The organism is Myxococcaceae bacterium JPH2 (assembly GCA_016458225.1).
Classification (GTDB): domain Bacteria; phylum Myxococcota; class Myxococcia; order Myxococcales; family Myxococcaceae; genus Citreicoccus.
Genome location: JAEMGR010000005.1, coordinates 242,135 through 257,159, shown reverse-complemented (window position 1 = coordinate 257,159; position 15,025 = coordinate 242,135). Strand labels below are relative to the sequence as shown.

Here is a 15,025-nt window from a genome sequence, read left to right as displayed (position 1 = left end):
CTCACTCGCCCGTGTAGATGCCGAGGGCGCCCGGGACGACGCGCCCATCGGTGCCCAGGTAGCCCGCGAAGCCGACGAGCACCTTCCGATTGGGGCTGGAGCGGTCCATCTGGATGTCCGCCACGCTGCCGAAGATGAGCTGACGTCCCAGCGCGGCGTCTCCATACGGAATCGCCGAGCCCCCCTTCAACCGGGTGATGCCGCCCCACCAGTTGCCGCCGGCCCACACGCTGCCGTCCCAATGGTCCACCGCGACGGCGGACGTGGGCGCCATGGCGGGTTTGCCTCGGCCCGCGGGCGTGTAGTTGATGAGCTGGCTCGTCACGGTGCCCTGGAGTTGTCCGCTCGGGCTGAGCCGCGCGAGGCCGTGCGTGAACGAGGCCACCCAGACGTCGCCGTTGTCCGCCATGGACATCGCGGAGACGTGGTCGTCCACGCGGTCCGCCTCGGTGGGGTAGGGCCAGCTCTCGCCCTGCACGTGGTCCTGCCAGATGTCGATGCGGTTGGACACGTAGGGCGCGTTCTCCGTCTGCTTCTGCGCCTCCCAGTAATTGTTGGCGTTGGAGCCGTAATAGAAGCGCGTCGAGCGGATCTGCCCGCCGAAGAACACGTCGCTGTTCTCGGTGACGGCCACGCCGAAGTAGCGGTCCGTCAGGAGCACGTCGCCGCCATTGGGCGCGCTGCCGTTGATGGCGGGGTGCACGTGCTCGAGCACGCCCGTGCAGACGTAGTCCCAGCGGAAGCCCGATTGGGTGTACGGCCGCGGGTCGAAGCACCACGAGGGCACGTGCCCATCGAACTCCGCGTCGCCGCGAGCGAAGCCGTGGTTGCCGCCGAACCACACGCTGCTCGTCTTGGGGTCATACGCGATGCGGTAGATGGTGCAGACCTTCTCGCGCCCGCGCTTCTCCACGGCGATCTTGTTGGGCCCCGTGTGGATGTCGTAGTGCACGACGTGCAGCGTGCCGTCCTGCTGGAGCGAGACCTTGTCCGCGTCACCGCTCTTGTAGACGCTCGCGTCGGGCGGGCGGCCCTCGTTGTCCGCCTGGTCCCACTCGTCCTCGCACGTGGGCTTGCCCTTCGCCACGGGCTTGCCCTCGTAGCCCACGAACACCGTGCCGGACTTGCCTCCGGCCACGGAGATGACCTTGAGGTACTTGTCCCCGGGCGGCGGGCCGCCCTTGCCGTCGCGCATGAGGCCGTAGGGATGCAGTCCGTCCGCCATCGTGAAGTGGCGCAAGGTGGCCTCGCCCTTCTTCAGCAGGAAGAGCCCTTCTTCGCCGCCCGCCACCCAGATGTTGCCGCCCTGGTCGGACGACACCGCGAAGACGAAGCGCGGACCGCCTTGCTGGGGGCCGTAGAACTGCCAGCCCGGCGTCGCGGGGAAGGTGAGCACCACGTCGGGAGGGCCCGCGTCCGGAGTGCCCGCATCCGACCCCGCGTCGGGAGGGCCTGCGTCCGGAGTACCCGCATCGTCGCCTGCGTCCGGTATCGAGTCTCCGCCGTCCCCGAGGTCGGTGCCTGAGTCCGGAGGTCCTGGCTCTCCCGTCGGGTCCGTGGAGGCGTCCTCATCTCCCTGTGCCGGGTGACCTCCGCTCGAACCACACCCCGCCAGCCACATCGCGCTCGCCATGACGAGCGCTTGGGTCGCTCTCCATCCCCGCTTCATAGGCCGCCCATCCCCCAGGAGGAAAAGTCGGGCACTCGTAGGGAGGCCCGCTTCCCCATCCGCGGCCTCGCAAGCCCGATGCCAGGGAATCCGGGAGTCCGAGCCGCGCGGGGCGTCCGCTCTCGGACAGGGGGTGGGCAGCCGACTTCCCATCCTGGGTACGGGAGGTCCCGGCCCGAGCCCGAACCGTGCTAGTGCCTGGGCAAATGTCTGGGAACGATGCGCGCGGGCGGACCCCGCTGTCCCTGGTGGGACAGGAGCCGGACCTTCTCTTCTACACGCGACAGGCCACCGAGCACGGCGGACCGGTGCTGGTGTTGGGCTCGGCCAACGGTCGGGTGCCGTGGGCGCTCGCGGGCCATGGCTTCACGGTGGTGGGCGTGGACCCGTCCGAGGTGATGGTCCGCCTGGCCGAGGAGCGCCGCGGCGTCGAATCCGAAGACGTGTCCGCGCGCGTGCGCTTCCACTCGGTGGATCCGCGCGCGCTGCGTCTGGAGGAGCGCTTCCCGCTGGTGCTCGCGCCGCAGCATGCGCTCGGCCTGATGTCCACGCGCGATGACCTGGATGGCTTCCTGGCCACGGTGCGCCACCACTTGTCGCCGGGCGGGACGTTCGTCTTCGACGTGCTCAACGCCCCCCGTGAGCCGGTGCTCGCGCGTGACGAAGATGCACCGGGTGGAGCGGTGGAGCCGAAGCGTCCGTTGTTCGCCCGGCACCTGCGCGAGCGTCGCGTGCCCGGCGGAGCCAGCCCCATCCGAAGGCTCAAGCTGCGCCACTTCACGCCGGACGAACTGGAGGCCGCGCTCACGGCCATCGGCCTCACCCCGCGCGAGCGCTACGGCCGCTTCGACGGCAAGCCCTTCGACCTGGAAGACAGCCGCTACCTCGGGGTCGCGGGGCTGTGAGCCCCGCGGCGACCTCGACGGTTCGCTTCTCCGCGGAGTCCGTCTGGGCCAACTGCACACTGTTGGGAAGTTGACGACTCCCTGCGCCTCGCCTGCCAAGCCCTTCCAAAGCCACTCGCGCCTGGCTTCCTGAGCAGTCTTTGACAGTGGAATGGTGGCTCCCTAACGTCCTCCTCCATGTGGGGGTAAAGAATCGCACTGCGTTCGCGGTTGAGCGCAACTGGACTCGCGACAAACACGGGGTCCATTGGTGGCTTGTCGCAGTCAAGGCCACGTTTGCCATTGCGCCAGGGGAACGCTGCTGCTCGCGGACGCGCAGCGGCCTCCGATATTGGTGCCCGAATACTTTGGCGAGCCCGGTCAATCGAGCCTGCGCTACGACTCCGAGCTTCTCGCTGCGAAGCCAGGAACGGACGTCCTGGTCAACGCTCATGCCCATGCGCCGCGAGGAACGCCTGCTCGAACGGTACCGGTCTCGCTGCGGGTGGGGCGGCTCTCCAAGGAACTGCTCGTTCATGGGGAGCGCTTGTATGAGGCCGGCTGGCGCGGCGTGAAAGTGACGACGCCTCGGCCCTTCACCACGCGCCCGATTCGATATGAATTGGCGTTTGGGGGGAAGGATGTCACCGCGCCTGACCCGCGCGAGCATCGCCTCGACGAACGGAACCCCATCGGGCGTGGCTAGGGTGTCCGAGACGCCCATGTGGATGGAACGCTTGCCCATTCCATCGAGTATCCCCGGGGTGTTCCCTCGGAAGTGGGACCGGCGGGATTTGGCGCCATCGACGCAGCCTGGATGCCGCGACGCAAGTTCGCGGGAACGTATGACGTGGAGTGGGCGCAATCGAAGAAGCCGCTGCTTCCGGATGACTTCGATGCCACCTTCGCGCTGAGTGCTCCCACGGACCAGCGGACCGAGACCTTCCTGGTCGGGGCGGAGCGAGTCGAACTCCTGAACATGACGCCCGACGGCGTGCTGCGCTTCGAGCTGCCGCGCATCTCGCTCGGATTTGTGACGCGCATTGGCACGCGGCGAGAGCAGCACGGCGGTCGCTTGGTGACAGTTCTCGTGGAGCCTGAAGACAGACGCCTCGCGTTGGTGTGGCAGAGCGCCCTGCGAGTCCGTGCTTCGGACGCGGACTATCTGGACGAGACGGAAGTCGTCGAACTCGGAGGTTCGCGATGAGCGCCCAGGTTGATGTGGTGGCCGTTGGCGCACGGACGCCCGTGGGGCACTCGGCGGAGAGCAGCGCGGCGGCAGTGCGTGCGGGCATCTCGCGCTACGCTGAGTATCCCTTCGTGGATGCGCGCGGGTCCCCCGTCGTGGTTGCCGCTGACTCACTTCTCGGGCGTGGACTCGACGGCCGAGACCGCCTGAAGCCCATGGTCGAGAGTGTCCTGGAGGAACTCGAGACCAAGCTCGACCCGAAGGTCTTCTTGGGGGGAAGGCTCGATGTGTTGCTGTCGCTCCCGGAAACCCGCCCGGGGTTCTCCGAGGGCGACGCGGCCTGGCTTGCTGACTCCGTGGCCGCGCGTTTTCAGGGAAAGACGCCCCATGCGCGTGTCGAGATTGCGGGGCGGGGACACGCTGGCGCCATTCAGGCCGTCGACCGAGTCCTGCGCGCGGGCGCTGAGCGCAGGGATGGCGTGTTTCTGGTGCTCGGCGCTGAGAGCTATCTCCACCCGGAGACGTTCGAGTGGTTGGAGCGGAACCGTCGGTTCGCGCAGCCAGGAGTCCGCAGTGGGTTCACGCCTGGCGAGGGAGTGGGGGCCCTGGTGCTGATGAATCCGGGCATGCGCCGTCGCCTGAACCTCCCTTCGTTGGCCACGGTGCGAGGGGCGAGCACGGCGCAGGAGCAGCTCCTGCGCGACAGTGACACCGGTTCGCTGGGCGTGGGGATGACCCGAGCCGTCCACGGCGCCGTCTCGGGACTCGAACTTCCCCGGGAAAGCGCCGACGCTGTCTACGCAGACATCAATGGTGAGCGCTACCGCAGTGAGGAGTGGGGCTTCGTGGCTCTGCGCGCGCCATCGGTGTGGAAATCAACTGGGTACAAGGCCCCCAGTGATTGCTGGGGGGATGTGGGGGCCGCGTTCGGAGCGCTTGGGGGCATCCTGGCGATTCGTGCGTTCGCGCGCGGGTATGCGCGAGGGCCCCGTGCACTGGTGATGGCAGGTTCCGATTCGGGGCTGCGGGGCGCCATGCTCCTGCAAGCGCCGCAGGTGTCATGAGGAGTCATTCCGATGCCGAAAGTGTCAGTGAATGCGCCCAAGACTCCGGTGACAGAAGGGTCTGATGGGATTGCCGCGGCCACGTTGCCCAACATGTGCACAATGCCAGGGCCGCCGGCTCCGTTCGTGCCGACGCCACTGCCCAATATCGGCAAGAGCGGGACGGATCCGAAGAACTACTCAACGAGCGTCACGATTGAAGGCAAGAAGGTCGCGATTCGGGGAGCCACCTTCGGCTCCGAGGGAGATGCGGCCAGCAAGGGGACTGGGGGCGGACTGGTCTCCGCGAACGTGGAAGGTCCCACGAGCTTCGTGGGGCCTGGGTCCATGGACGTGAAGATCGAGGGCAAGAACGTCCATCTGCTCGGGGACCCGATGCTGAACAACTGCGGACCGAGCGGGAGCCCGGCGAACTCGGCGACGATGATGGGGGTGCTTCAGCACACCGGTCTGGTCACGGTGGTCGACGGGAATGAGCAATGCCCCCTGTGCAAGGCGCAGCACGGAGCCTTGGAGGAGACGAAGGAAACGAAGGTGGATGCCGCCGCCCTGGCCGCAAAGCTCGAGACAATGGTCAACGCCAAGAAGGGGCGCCGTCTGGTAACGATGCTGGGAGTGGTCCAGTGCAAGTGCGGAAAGAAATACGCGGACCAGTCCGCCGTGACGCTGCGGGAGTTCAGTGAAGCCGTGACGCAGCTGGGATGGCACGCGCCCGCTGGGTCCCTCTCAATCGATGTCCCAGATGCGGATGACAAGGTCTACGCTGCGACGCGTGCTCGGATGAGGGACTTCCTGGTGGCGCGCTTCGGGGATCTGAACGCGAAAGCAGTTTGGGACGTGGCTGACATCCGTGCAGAGAAGAGCTCGCTCAACCGCTCGGGGCCTGCGGCATACCCACCAGGTACCTGCGCTGCTCAGAAGACCCTCGCGCTCGCTCTTGATGCAGGTGCCTACCCGAGTGGACTCACGGAACAGTTCTTTCATAGCAAGGGCAATGCGACAGCCGCCCCGATACAGTTCTTCGATGAGCGCAATGCTCAGGTGGTCGCGAAGCCCTTTGCGCATGGCTCGACGGTCCCCCCGTGTCGATCTTGCGAACTCATTGTCCCATTGATGCTGTGCCCTGGTGACGAGAAGGAGGAGCAGTGCCTGCACAAGAACTAGAGCCCGAGTTGGAGGCGTTGCTCTTGCGAGTTGTGCCCGGGCTCTCGGCGCAGTGGCGTGGCGCCCCGTCTGACGAGGTTGCGCGAATCGAGCGGATTGCGGGCCGCCCGTTGCCTGCCTTCTATCGCTGGTTCCTGTCTCGGATGGGGCAAGGCATGGGGCCGCTGGCCTATCCGAGACTCGACTTCTCCGCGCAGCGCGTGCTGGCATGTTACTCAGAAGGGTTGGTCGCAGCAGATCCCCGGTTCCTGTTCATCGCGGAGTCGTCCGATGAGGTGATGCCGCTACACCTCTTCTACGACCTCGATGCTCCAGCCCGAGCAGATGCGCGAGTCACGATGCGGCATGCGCGAGGCGGCGAACTTCACGACCGGTTCGAGACGTTGCGGGAGATGTTGTCGTGGGGCGCCCTCATGAGCTTTGGGGTTGAGCGGATGCCCCAGCAGTGCGAGGGCGTCTTCTCCAGCAACGAGCCCGATGTTCCGTCTCAGCTTGCGCCGCTCTTGCGCAGTTTGGGGTTCAGGGAGCCTGCTCCCGCAGGGCCTTTCTGTGGGCTGTACGAGCGGGCTGATGCGATCATGGTTTGCAAAAGCGCATTGAGAGACGGGCCTGTCGACACTCAGGCCTGTCTGTTCGGAGGCAGCGACGCAGGAGTTCTCAGGAAGATCCTCGGCGTTATCGCCGCGGAGACCTCCGTGGACGTCAAAGTCTATGAATGGACTCCCGCCCTTCGGTGAGCGCCAGGTCTCTGGCCCTCACCTGATGAAGGGTAAGCCCCGCGGCTCAGCGCTCGAAGCGGTAGCCCAGTCCGCGCACGGTGAGGAAGTAGCGAGGCTCCTCGGGGTCCGGCTCGAACTTGAGGCGAAGCTGGCGCATGAAGTTGTCCACCGTGCGCGCGCTGCCTTCGTAGTTGTAGCCCCACGCGCCGGACAGCAGCTCCTCGCGCGTGAAGGTGCGGCCAGGGTGCGCCAGGAAGTGGGCCAGCAGCTTGAACTCCTGCGCGGTGAGCTCCACCGGCTGGCCATCGCGCGCCACCGTGCGCAGGCCCAGGTCCACCTTCACGTCTCCGAACGTCACGCTCGGCGCCGCGGGCGGTCCTCCGTAGCGGCGGCGCAGCACGGCCTTGATGCGCGCCAGCAGCTCCTGCAACCCGAACGGCTTCACCACGTAGTCGTCCGCGCCCAGGTTGAGCCCGAGAATCTTGTCCGTCTCCATGCTCCGCGCGGACAGCACCACCACGGGCGTGTCCCTGCCTCGCTGGCGCAGCTCGCGGATGACCTCGTAGCCGTTGAGCTCCGGCAACATCAGGTCCAACACCATCAGGTCCGGCGCCTCGTCCAGCGCGCGAGCCAGGCCCGTGCGCCCGTCCTGCGCCTGGAGGACCTCGTAGCCCTCGAAGCGCAGGTTCATGGACAGGCCGGTGAGGATGGACAGGTCGTCCTCCACCACCAGGATGCGCTGTGTCTTCTCCTCGCTCATGCCTTGCTCACCGGCAGGTGGATGGTGAAGCGGCTGCCCTTGCCCACCTCGCTGCGCACGGTGATGCGGCCGCCGTGTGCCTCGACGATGCGCTTGGAGATGGCCAGGCCCAGGCCACTGCCCTCGGTCTTTCGCGTCAGCAGGTTATCCACCCGGTAGAAGCGCTCGAAGATGCGGCGGCGCTCCTTGGAAGCGATTCCCACGCCATTGTCCTCCACGGACAGCTCCACCCACTTGCGGCTCTGGTGCACGGTGAGCCGGATGCGCCGGTCCGTCGGACCGCTGTACTTGTACGCATTCTGCAGCAGGTTGAGCAGCGCGCCCGCCACCGCGTCGCGGTCCATCTCCACGCGGGGCAGGGACGCCGGCGCATCCACGCGCAGGTCCATGCCGCCCTCCAGCCGCTGCGCGCGAAATGCCTGCAGCGCCATGTCCATCGCCTCGGACACTGGCCGAGGCTCGCGCTGGTACACCTTGCGCCCGCTCTCGATGCGCGCCCAGTCGAGCACCCGCTCGATGAGATTGGACAGGCGCTCGGTCTCTTGCGTGAGCAGGTTCAACACTTCCTGCGTCTGCGTGGGGTCCTTCAAGCGTCCCAGGGCGAGCGTCTCGATGAACATCCGAATGGATGTGAGCGGCGTGCGCAGCTCGTGGCTCACCAGCGACACGAAGTCCGTCTTCATGCGCGACAGCCGGGCCTCCCGGTACAGCACCCGCGCCGTGTAGACGACGCCGAAGGTGAGCGTCAGATAGAACAGGCCCAAGAGCACGCCATACACCGCGCGGTTGCGCGTGGAGGCGCGCGCCACCGGGTCCTCGCCCGTGGGCAGCACCACCAGGCGGAAGTCCTGGAGCGGCGAGGGCAGCACCCGCTCGGCGAGCACCGGCGGCCCCAGCGCGTTCTGCCGCGCCTGCGCCACCTCGGACATGAGCCGGTTCACCAACCCGCCCTCGCCCCCGTCGCGTGGCACCGGGAGCAGCGCGAAGCGCACGGGCTCTGAGTTGCTCACCCGCCGGTCCGCCTTGTCCGACAGCAGCTCCTCCACGGCTCGCCCGGACAGCCGCACGCCGCGCGCCCCGTTGCCATCGCGCTCGGCGGCCAGCAGCACCGCCCGGCCTCCGGCCGACAGCGAGAAGACCGTGGGACGGGTGGGCAGCGCGCCCACCTCTGGCACCAGGGTGACCAGGGACTCGGCGAGCTGCGGGTCCAGGGTGCTCACCTTGCCATCCACCACGTGGAAGGTGCTGTCGGGGTCGGAGAGGACTTCTCCGTTGGGGAGCGCGAAGCGCAAGATGCCGCCGCCCAGCTCCTCCAGGCGTCCGGAGTCCATGGCGAGCGGCAGCTCCTGGGAGAGCGTCTCCAGGGTGCCGCGCCAGGCGGCCTCCAGGCGTTTCTCCACGGCGGCGCGCTCGTTGATGATGGCCACCACGCCGAAGCCGGAGAGGCCCGCGGACGGTAGGACGACCAGCAGGAGCAGCAGCGCGAAGGTGCGCCGGAAGCTGAGGATGACGGGCGCTTGGCGGGACACGACTCCCCACCTTTACACGGCCCGAACGTCCCATGCTCGCGACGTTTCACCCAGCGGGCGCGTGGCACTGTCCGCCACCCGGACGCTCGGTGTGGAAGGAATCGACTTTCGGAGCCGGGATGGGCGAGCATGGGGGGCCTCGGGAGGGTGAGCGACCAGGGCCGGCCGCCTCTCCTCGGCAGGACAGCAGCCATGCGCTGGGCGGAAGGGGCATTCCCGCGCCGCGCGAGGCCGCGAAGGAGCGACACATGAAGCGTCAGCTGCGGACCGCGGCAATGGTGGCGGTGCTGGGACTGGCGGGATGTGGGGAGCGGCGGGTGGAGGCCACGTGGAGCAATGCCTCTGGCTCCGTGGCGCTCAGTCGAGATGACTCGCTCGTCTACGTGGTGGACGCGGACAACGGCATCCTCGCCGTGGTGGACGCCGCGCGCCGCGAGAAGGTGGGCGAGGTGAAGGTCGGCCTCCGACCCGAGCGCGTGGTGGTGGGGCCGGATGACACGGTCTACGTCTCCAACCGCGCCGAGCGCAGCGTCTCCGTCGTCCGCCGAGGCGAGTGGACGGAGGCGGCGCGCATCCCGGTGTCCGTGGAGCCCACGGGCCTCTCGGTGTCTCCGGACGGCGACACGCTCTACGTGGTGAACAGCACCGCGCTGGACTCCACCGCGCACGGCACGCTCACCGCCATCGACACGCGCTCGCTCACGCCACGCTGGGAGCTGCCGGTGGGCGAGGAGCCGCGCGGCATCGCGCTCCTGGACGAGGGCCGGCGCGCGGTGCTCTCGCTGTTCCGTCGGGGCGACGTGGTGACCGTGGACCTGTCGGACGCGGATCGCCCCCGCATGACGCGCGAGGGGACGGACCTGCTGGTGCGCGCCAACCAGGTCCGCGCGGGCTTCTCCGAAGACGGCTCGAAGACGGCCGCGGACAGTCCGCCGCCCATCGGGCAGGCGAACGGCATCCACTCCTTCCGCGCGCGCGGCATGGCCGAGGTGGTCGCGACGCCGGATGGGCGACGCCTCTTCGCCCCGATGCTCTGGGCGCGCGCGGATCCGCTGACGTCGTCCCCGCCCACGCCCAATCAGGGCGGTGACTCGCTGTATGGCGGCGGCACGCCGTGCAATCCCTCGGGCGGCGGCGTCGTCACCCCGGGCCTCATCACCTTCGAGTCGGATGACGCCCATCCCGTGGTGGATGAGCTGAACCGCTGCGGCCCGCCGGCGGGCGAGACGCCGGACTTCCCTCCGACGATGGTGACGTCCCCGCAGTTCGCCAATCCCATCCAGGGCCCCGTGGCCGCGGTGGTGGACCCCTCGGGCTCGTGGCTGTTCCTGGTGAACCGCGAGACGGACAACGTCGCCATCCTCCCCACGAACCGGCGGACCGGCGACGACCTGTCGGAGAGTTCGAACAGCTCGGTGCGGCAGTTGCTCCCGGTGGGTTCGGGGCCCACGGGCATCGCCATCACCCGGGATGGCAAGCGGGCCTACGTCTACAACGCCTTTGACCACACGCTCAGCACGCTCGTGAGCGATGGCTCGGACCACGACGCCAACGTGCGCGAGGAGGGCCCTCGGTTGGCGCTCGCGGGCGAGCTGCTGGCGCCGGAGGTGGTCGCGGGACGTCGCCTCTTCTTCTCCGCGTTGGACTCGCGCATGACGAGCCCCTCGGTGAGCGTGTCGTGTGGTTCGTGTCACCTGGAGGGGCGCGAGGACGGCCACGTGTGGGGCTTCCCGGATGGGCCGCGACAGACACCGAGCCTCGCCGGCCGCATGACCACGTCCACCAGCCCGTTCCACTGGAGCGGCGAGTTCCCCACGCTGCGCGAGTTCATGAACGCCACCGTGCGGCAGCGCATGGGCGGCACCTCGCTGGACGCCACGCTGGTGTCTCAGCTCGGCGGCTTCATCGACACGATTCCCGCGGCGGACAATCCCTACAAGCACGCGACGCCCAGCGCGGCGCAGGAGCGCGGGGCCCAGGTGTTCGTCAAGGCGGGCTGCAACACGTGTCACGAGGGCGCCACCTTGACCAACAACAAGAACGCCAACGTGGGCACGTTCGTGATGGTGGGGCTCGTGCACGATGACGCGAAGGTCATCAGCGCCGGACTCAACACGCCCTCGCTGTTGGGGCTGGCGCGCACGGCGCCGTACCTGCACGACGGCAGCGCGGGCACGCTCCGCGCGCGTCTGGAGCAGGGCCGCACGAGCAACGCGCACGGCCTGACGGCGGACCTCAAGCCCGCCGAGCTGGACGACCTCGTGGAGTACCTGCAGACGCTTTAGGCTGGGCCGGCGCGGAGCGCTTCTCCGCGCCGAACCGCACGTCCTGAGACGGAGTATCCCCGGCGAGGAACGCGAGCAGCTTCGCGCCCTCGTCGGCGAGGGCCGTCCGGTCCGAGGCGGCCAAGGGACGGAACGGCAGGATGTGCAGCGTGGCGGCGGTGCGCTGGCGCTCCAGCTTCCAGGTCCCCTCGACGAAGCCATCCACCAGGATGAGTCCGGGCACGATGCCGTTGAGGGTCGCGATGCGCGAGCGGTCCTCCGTGGAGATGATCCGCGAGCGGTCCTCGTGGGAGAGCGTCAGGTTGTCGAACTCGGCGATGAAGCGCACCGGGGCGGGAGCGTCCGCGTCGGGGCGAGGTGCGTTGGGGAGGTCGAGCAGCTCGTCGCCGTGCTCGTCATGAAAAACGCGAAGCTGGGGCTTGAGCCGCTCGATGACTTCGCGCAGCCGCGTCAACCCGGACCAGAGCTGCACATCCTTGACGGTGGCGGGCCCGAACGCGGCCAGGTAGCGCAGCACCAAGGAATCCGGCGCGGTGTCGGTGCCCAGGGGCTGTCCCAGCCACGCCTCGACGGAGGTGACCTGGGCCTGTCCGCTGCCGCCCCAGAGTCCGCGCGGTGGCACCTGGACGGAGGGCACCCAGGTGCGGATGGCCTGCGCGAGCGCCGTGGGGTCGCGGCCCGGCCAGCGCTCCGCCAGCTTCGCGCCCTGCTCCGCGAGTGTGAGCGGGCGCTCTTCGATGAGCGCGCGACCGGCCGCCGTGAGCGCGGCGGGGTCGATGCCCGCGATGCCCTTGCCGTGGCGGCTCGCGAGCATGGCGCGCTCCAGGAAGCCTTGGAGCACGGGGCGCAGCGTCAGGCAGTCCCGCGAGGAGACCAGGTGGATGGTGCTGCGCATCATCACGGTGCGCACCACCTGCCGCGCGAGGACGAGCTGAGACAGCTCGTCGTGAGCGAAGCCCTCCAGCCGCGTCCACAACCCCACGTAGGGCGGATTGGGCGCCTGGGCCTGCATGCCCACCAGGTGCTCGATGGCCTCCAGCGCCGGGCGCCGCGCACGCCGCAACAGCATCTGCCGAGCGAGCAGCGCGCGATTGAGCGCGCGGGGGCCCATCACTCCGGAGTTCCGCTTCACCATTCCCGTTCCCAGTCCCCGTCGCTCACCACCGCGAGCGACGGAGACATATCCGTATCCCCTTGTTCCTGACATCAGGCTGTCAGGATTCCGGCGGGGCCGTGGGGCGGGAAGGGCGCTTCAGCAGTCGAAGCGGGCGTCCGTGCAGTTCTCGCAGGTGTTCAAGGCGCACTGGCGAGCGTCGTAGTCACTGAACGCGCGGATGTTGCGCCGCTGCACGCCCATGGTCGTGGTGGACAAGCACATCTGGAACGTCTGGAGGACGGCCGGGGCGGGGACAAGCGAGCCGCCTGGCGGGAGGGGCATGGTGCGCGCGCACTCCAGCGCCTGCTCGGGCGTGTCGGCGTTGATGTCCAGGGTGCTCTGGCCACAGAGCTGACTGTCCCTCACCCCAATCACGTAGTGGTTGGCGCCACCGGTGCAATGGACCGAGGCCGCGCTGATGCAGCGGTTCGTGTCCGTGTTGCACGTGAAGGTGTTCTCACAGCGATTGCCCTGGCAGCAGCGCTCGTTCAGTCCACCGCAGTCATTGCAGGTGTGCAGGCCGCTCGACTGGAGTTCGCAGCTCAGGCCCGCTGCGCACGTCTCCGTCACCCCGGTGTTGCAGCACTGCTGCCCCGCGGCGCCGCAGGGCGTGCACGCGCCATTGTTGCAGGTGAGCGAGCCATCGCAGGGCGTGGCGCTGTCGGTGCGGCAGCATCCGCCCTGCTGCGCGATGCGGGAGTTGTCACAGGTGGGACCACCGCCACAGCCGTTGCAGCCCGAGGCGATCACCGCGCTGGCGGCCATCAAGAGAATGCAGTTCAGAAGAGAGTTCTTCATGGGAGGAGTACCGGGAAGGAGTCAGGGCGCGAGCAGGTAGAAGCCGTCTTTGCCATCGCGCTGGGCACGGACGAGGACCTGTCCGGAGTCATCGATGTCGAGCGCTTCCAGCACGGTCAGCTTCGCTTCGGGTGAGACGCGCGAGGTGAGGTCGATGAGGCCCTCGGCCGGGGTGTAGAGGAACGCGCGGCGCGTGCCGTCGGGCTTGCCGTCGTGAGCCATGCCCACCACCCAGCCTGCTGAGTTGATGGCGGTGGCCACGCTGAACGGGAGCTTCTCCAGCGAGCCCAGGTCCTTGAGGCCCTCCTTGGGACGCGAGAGGAAGGCGGTCCACGTGCCCTTCTCGGTCTTCGCGGTGCCCACCACCACGCCCTGCTCGTTGAGGGCGCGCGCCTCGCTCTCGCCGCCACCCAGGTCGCCCAGGTCCTCGGCCGTGTCGAGGAACGCGCGGAACGCGCGGTGCCCCTTGCCACTGTCATAGCTGCCCGCCACGACGCCGCGGTTGTTCACCGCGACCGCGGTGCTCCATTCGGCTTGGAGCGGCAAGGACCGCACCTCTTGCCCATCGAAGAGGAAGGCGCGCGTCGTCTTGCCATCGGTCTGCGAACCCACCACGGTGCCCACGTCATTGAGTCCGAGCGCCGCGCCCGCCTTCAGCACGGTGGGCTTCGCCTTCAGGTTCGTGGTGTCGAACAGGAACGACTGCGCCGTGCCGTTGATGAGGGCCGTGCCCGTCACCTGGCCCCAGACATTGAGCCGCGAGCCATCCACGTGCTCCGCGCCCATGAGCTTGGCGAGGTTGAGCGTCGTCCCCTGCGCGGTCACCACGACATCCGAGCCGCCCTGCTGGCCCAGCACGTCGCCGCGCGCGTTGACGGCGCGCACGAGCAGGCACTTCTCACACAGCACGGCCTTGATGTTCAGCCAGTCGACGGACTTGAAGCAGAAGGGGCTCTGCTTCATCTCCACCAGCTCGGAGGCCACCGCGCCACCGGACGAAGCGGTCAGCCGCGCGGTCCCCTCGAACCCCGGTGCCACGCGCACGTCGAAGCGGCCATACGTCTGGCCCTGGGCCAGGTACAGGCCCGCGACGGAGATCCCTGCGCCGTAGCTGCTGGTGAAGTCCACCCAGGCTCCGCCCGTGGGCGCTGGCGTGCTGAGCGTCACTTCGCCGGCGAAGTACGTGGGCGCGCTGCCCACGCAATAGCGCGCGGGGCGCTGCAGGTTGAGCCAGGACAGGCGAGGACGCGGCAGCCCACCGAACGCGGTGAAGGTGGAGACGGAGATGGCCTCGTCGAAGTTGGGGTGCCAGAACGGTCCGCTCCCCGCCACGCGCAGCCACGTCCCCGCGCCGAGCCGCAGCCGCACGTTGTAGGGGCACAGCGCGGTGCCGCCACAGGCGGGCGAGTCCGTGCCGTACACCAGCTCCACGTTCGCCACGAGGTGACCGTAGACGCGCCGTAAGGAGTAGAAGCCGCCCAGGTCATAGGGCGTGGGCAGCCAGTCGTCGAAGTCCCACGTCACGGTGTTGCCGGAGCGCGAGCCCGTCATGTGGACCACGAGGTCGGACGCGAAGCCGAAGTCCTGCGCCCTCAGCACGAGGTTGAGCGAGCCGGAGTTCTTGGCAATCACATAGTCCGTCGCGCTGTACGCGTGGCCGTCAAAGGTCACCGTGGCGTGGTTGACGCGCAGGCTGGCGCCACGGACGAAGTCATCGGCGGGGCCCGCCAGCGCGGTGCTCGAGAGCACCAACGCCGAGAGCAACAGGCCAGGGAGAAGCGAGAGTGGTTGAGGTTTCATGCGAGGTC

General features: G+C 68.5%; 11 protein-coding genes and 1 pseudogene. 6 read left to right on the top strand and 6 right to left on the bottom strand.

Translation table 11 applies throughout. The annotated features are described in order from the left end of the window. Position 1: 1 nt before the first annotated feature. On the bottom strand, positions 2-1,669 hold the full coding sequence (locus JGU66_09960; protein ID MBJ6761087.1) for a hypothetical protein: 1,668 nt from the start codon (positions 1,667-1,669) through the stop codon (positions 2-4). 206 nt (positions 1,670-1,875) lie between these two features. Here JGU66_09960 and JGU66_09955 point away from each other — a divergent pair, with 206 nt between their 5' ends. The 5 genes and pseudogenes from JGU66_09955 (at position 1,876) to JGU66_09935 (ending at position 6,707) form a co-directional block, all read left to right on the top strand. Further along, positions 1,876-2,574, top strand: coding sequence for a class I SAM-dependent methyltransferase (locus tag JGU66_09955; protein ID MBJ6761086.1), 699 nt, complete (start codon positions 1,876-1,878; stop codon positions 2,572-2,574). 179 nt (positions 2,575-2,753) lie between these two features. Continuing rightward, positions 2,754-3,760: pseudogene (locus tag JGU66_09950) on the top strand (DUF2169 domain-containing protein). Then, positions 3,757-4,806: a hypothetical protein gene (locus tag JGU66_09945; protein ID MBJ6761085.1), complete on the top strand. Its 1,050-nt coding sequence runs from the start codon at positions 3,757-3,759 to the stop codon at positions 4,804-4,806. The pseudogene JGU66_09950 and the gene JGU66_09945 overlap by 4 nt, the downstream one beginning before the upstream one ends. Positions 4,807-4,818: 12 nt before the next feature. Then, positions 4,819-5,970, top strand: a complete 1,152-nt coding sequence (locus JGU66_09940; GenBank protein ID MBJ6761084.1) for a DUF4150 domain-containing protein — start codon at positions 4,819-4,821, stop codon at positions 5,968-5,970. A gap of 275 nt (positions 5,971-6,245) precedes the next feature. Next, positions 6,246-6,707: a hypothetical protein gene (locus JGU66_09935; GenBank protein ID MBJ6761083.1), complete on the top strand. Its 462-nt coding sequence runs from the start codon at positions 6,246-6,248 to the stop codon at positions 6,705-6,707. A 46-nt stretch (positions 6,708-6,753) separates the two neighbouring features. Here JGU66_09935 and JGU66_09930 read toward each other — a convergent pair whose 3' ends face one another. Beyond that, positions 6,754-7,449: a response regulator transcription factor gene (locus JGU66_09930; protein ID MBJ6761082.1), complete on the bottom strand. Its 696-nt coding sequence runs from the start codon at positions 7,447-7,449 to the stop codon at positions 6,754-6,756. After that, the gene (locus JGU66_09925; GenBank protein MBJ6761081.1) at positions 7,446-8,978 is read right to left on the bottom strand and encodes a two-component sensor histidine kinase; all 1,533 of its coding nucleotides are present in this window, start codon (positions 8,976-8,978) and stop codon (positions 7,446-7,448) included. Before JGU66_09925 ends, JGU66_09930 begins: the two co-directional genes overlap by 4 nt. Before the next feature lie 248 nt (positions 8,979-9,226). Here JGU66_09925 and JGU66_09920 point away from each other — a divergent pair, with 248 nt between their 5' ends. After that, positions 9,227-11,263: a c-type cytochrome gene (locus JGU66_09920; GenBank protein ID MBJ6761080.1), complete on the top strand. Its 2,037-nt coding sequence runs from the start codon at positions 9,227-9,229 to the stop codon at positions 11,261-11,263. On the opposite strand, the gene JGU66_09915 is transcribed toward JGU66_09920, so the two are convergent. The 3 genes from JGU66_09915 to JGU66_09905 all read right to left on the bottom strand — a co-directional run bounded on the left by JGU66_09915 (position 11,214) and on the right by JGU66_09905 (position 15,017). Continuing rightward, positions 11,214-12,326 (bottom strand): AlkZ family DNA glycosylase, encoded by a 1,113-nt coding sequence (locus tag JGU66_09915; protein ID MBJ6761079.1) that lies wholly within the window; start codon positions 12,324-12,326, stop codon positions 11,214-11,216. The two genes, JGU66_09920 and JGU66_09915, sit on opposite strands and share 50 nt — an antisense overlap. Positions 12,327-12,515: 189 nt before the next feature. After that, a complete protein-coding gene (locus JGU66_09910) occupies positions 12,516-13,217 on the bottom strand; it encodes a hypothetical protein (GenBank protein MBJ6761078.1) in 702 nt (233 codons plus the stop codon). A gap of 21 nt (positions 13,218-13,238) precedes the next feature. Beyond that, positions 13,239-15,017, bottom strand: coding sequence for a hypothetical protein (locus JGU66_09905; protein ID MBJ6761077.1), 1,779 nt, complete (start codon positions 15,015-15,017; stop codon positions 13,239-13,241). Between the last annotated feature and the right edge of the window lie 8 nt (positions 15,018-15,025).

Excerpts from the sequence above, each read along its gene's own strand:
- JGU66_09960 (MBJ6761087.1), bottom strand. The coding sequence starts at position 1,669 with ATGAAGCGGGGATGGAGAGCGACCCAAGCGCTCGTCATGGCGAGCGCG.
- JGU66_09955 (MBJ6761086.1), top strand. The coding sequence starts at position 1,876 with ATGTCTGGGAACGATGCGCGCGGGCGGACCCCGCTGTCCCTGGTGGGA.
- JGU66_09945 (MBJ6761085.1), top strand. The coding sequence starts at position 3,757 with ATGAGCGCCCAGGTTGATGTGGTGGCCGTTGGCGCACGGACGCCCGTG.
- JGU66_09940 (MBJ6761084.1), top strand. The coding sequence starts at position 4,819 with ATGCCGAAAGTGTCAGTGAATGCGCCCAAGACTCCGGTGACAGAAGGG.
- JGU66_09930 (MBJ6761082.1), bottom strand. The coding sequence starts at position 7,449 with ATGAGCGAGGAGAAGACACAGCGCATCCTGGTGGTGGAGGACGACCTG.
- JGU66_09920 (MBJ6761080.1), top strand. The coding sequence starts at position 9,227 with ATGAAGCGTCAGCTGCGGACCGCGGCAATGGTGGCGGTGCTGGGACTG.
- JGU66_09910 (MBJ6761078.1), bottom strand. The coding sequence starts at position 13,217 with ATGAAGAACTCTCTTCTGAACTGCATTCTCTTGATGGCCGCCAGCGCG.
- JGU66_09905 (MBJ6761077.1), bottom strand. The coding sequence starts at position 15,017 with ATGAAACCTCAACCACTCTCGCTTCTCCCTGGCCTGTTGCTCTCGGCG.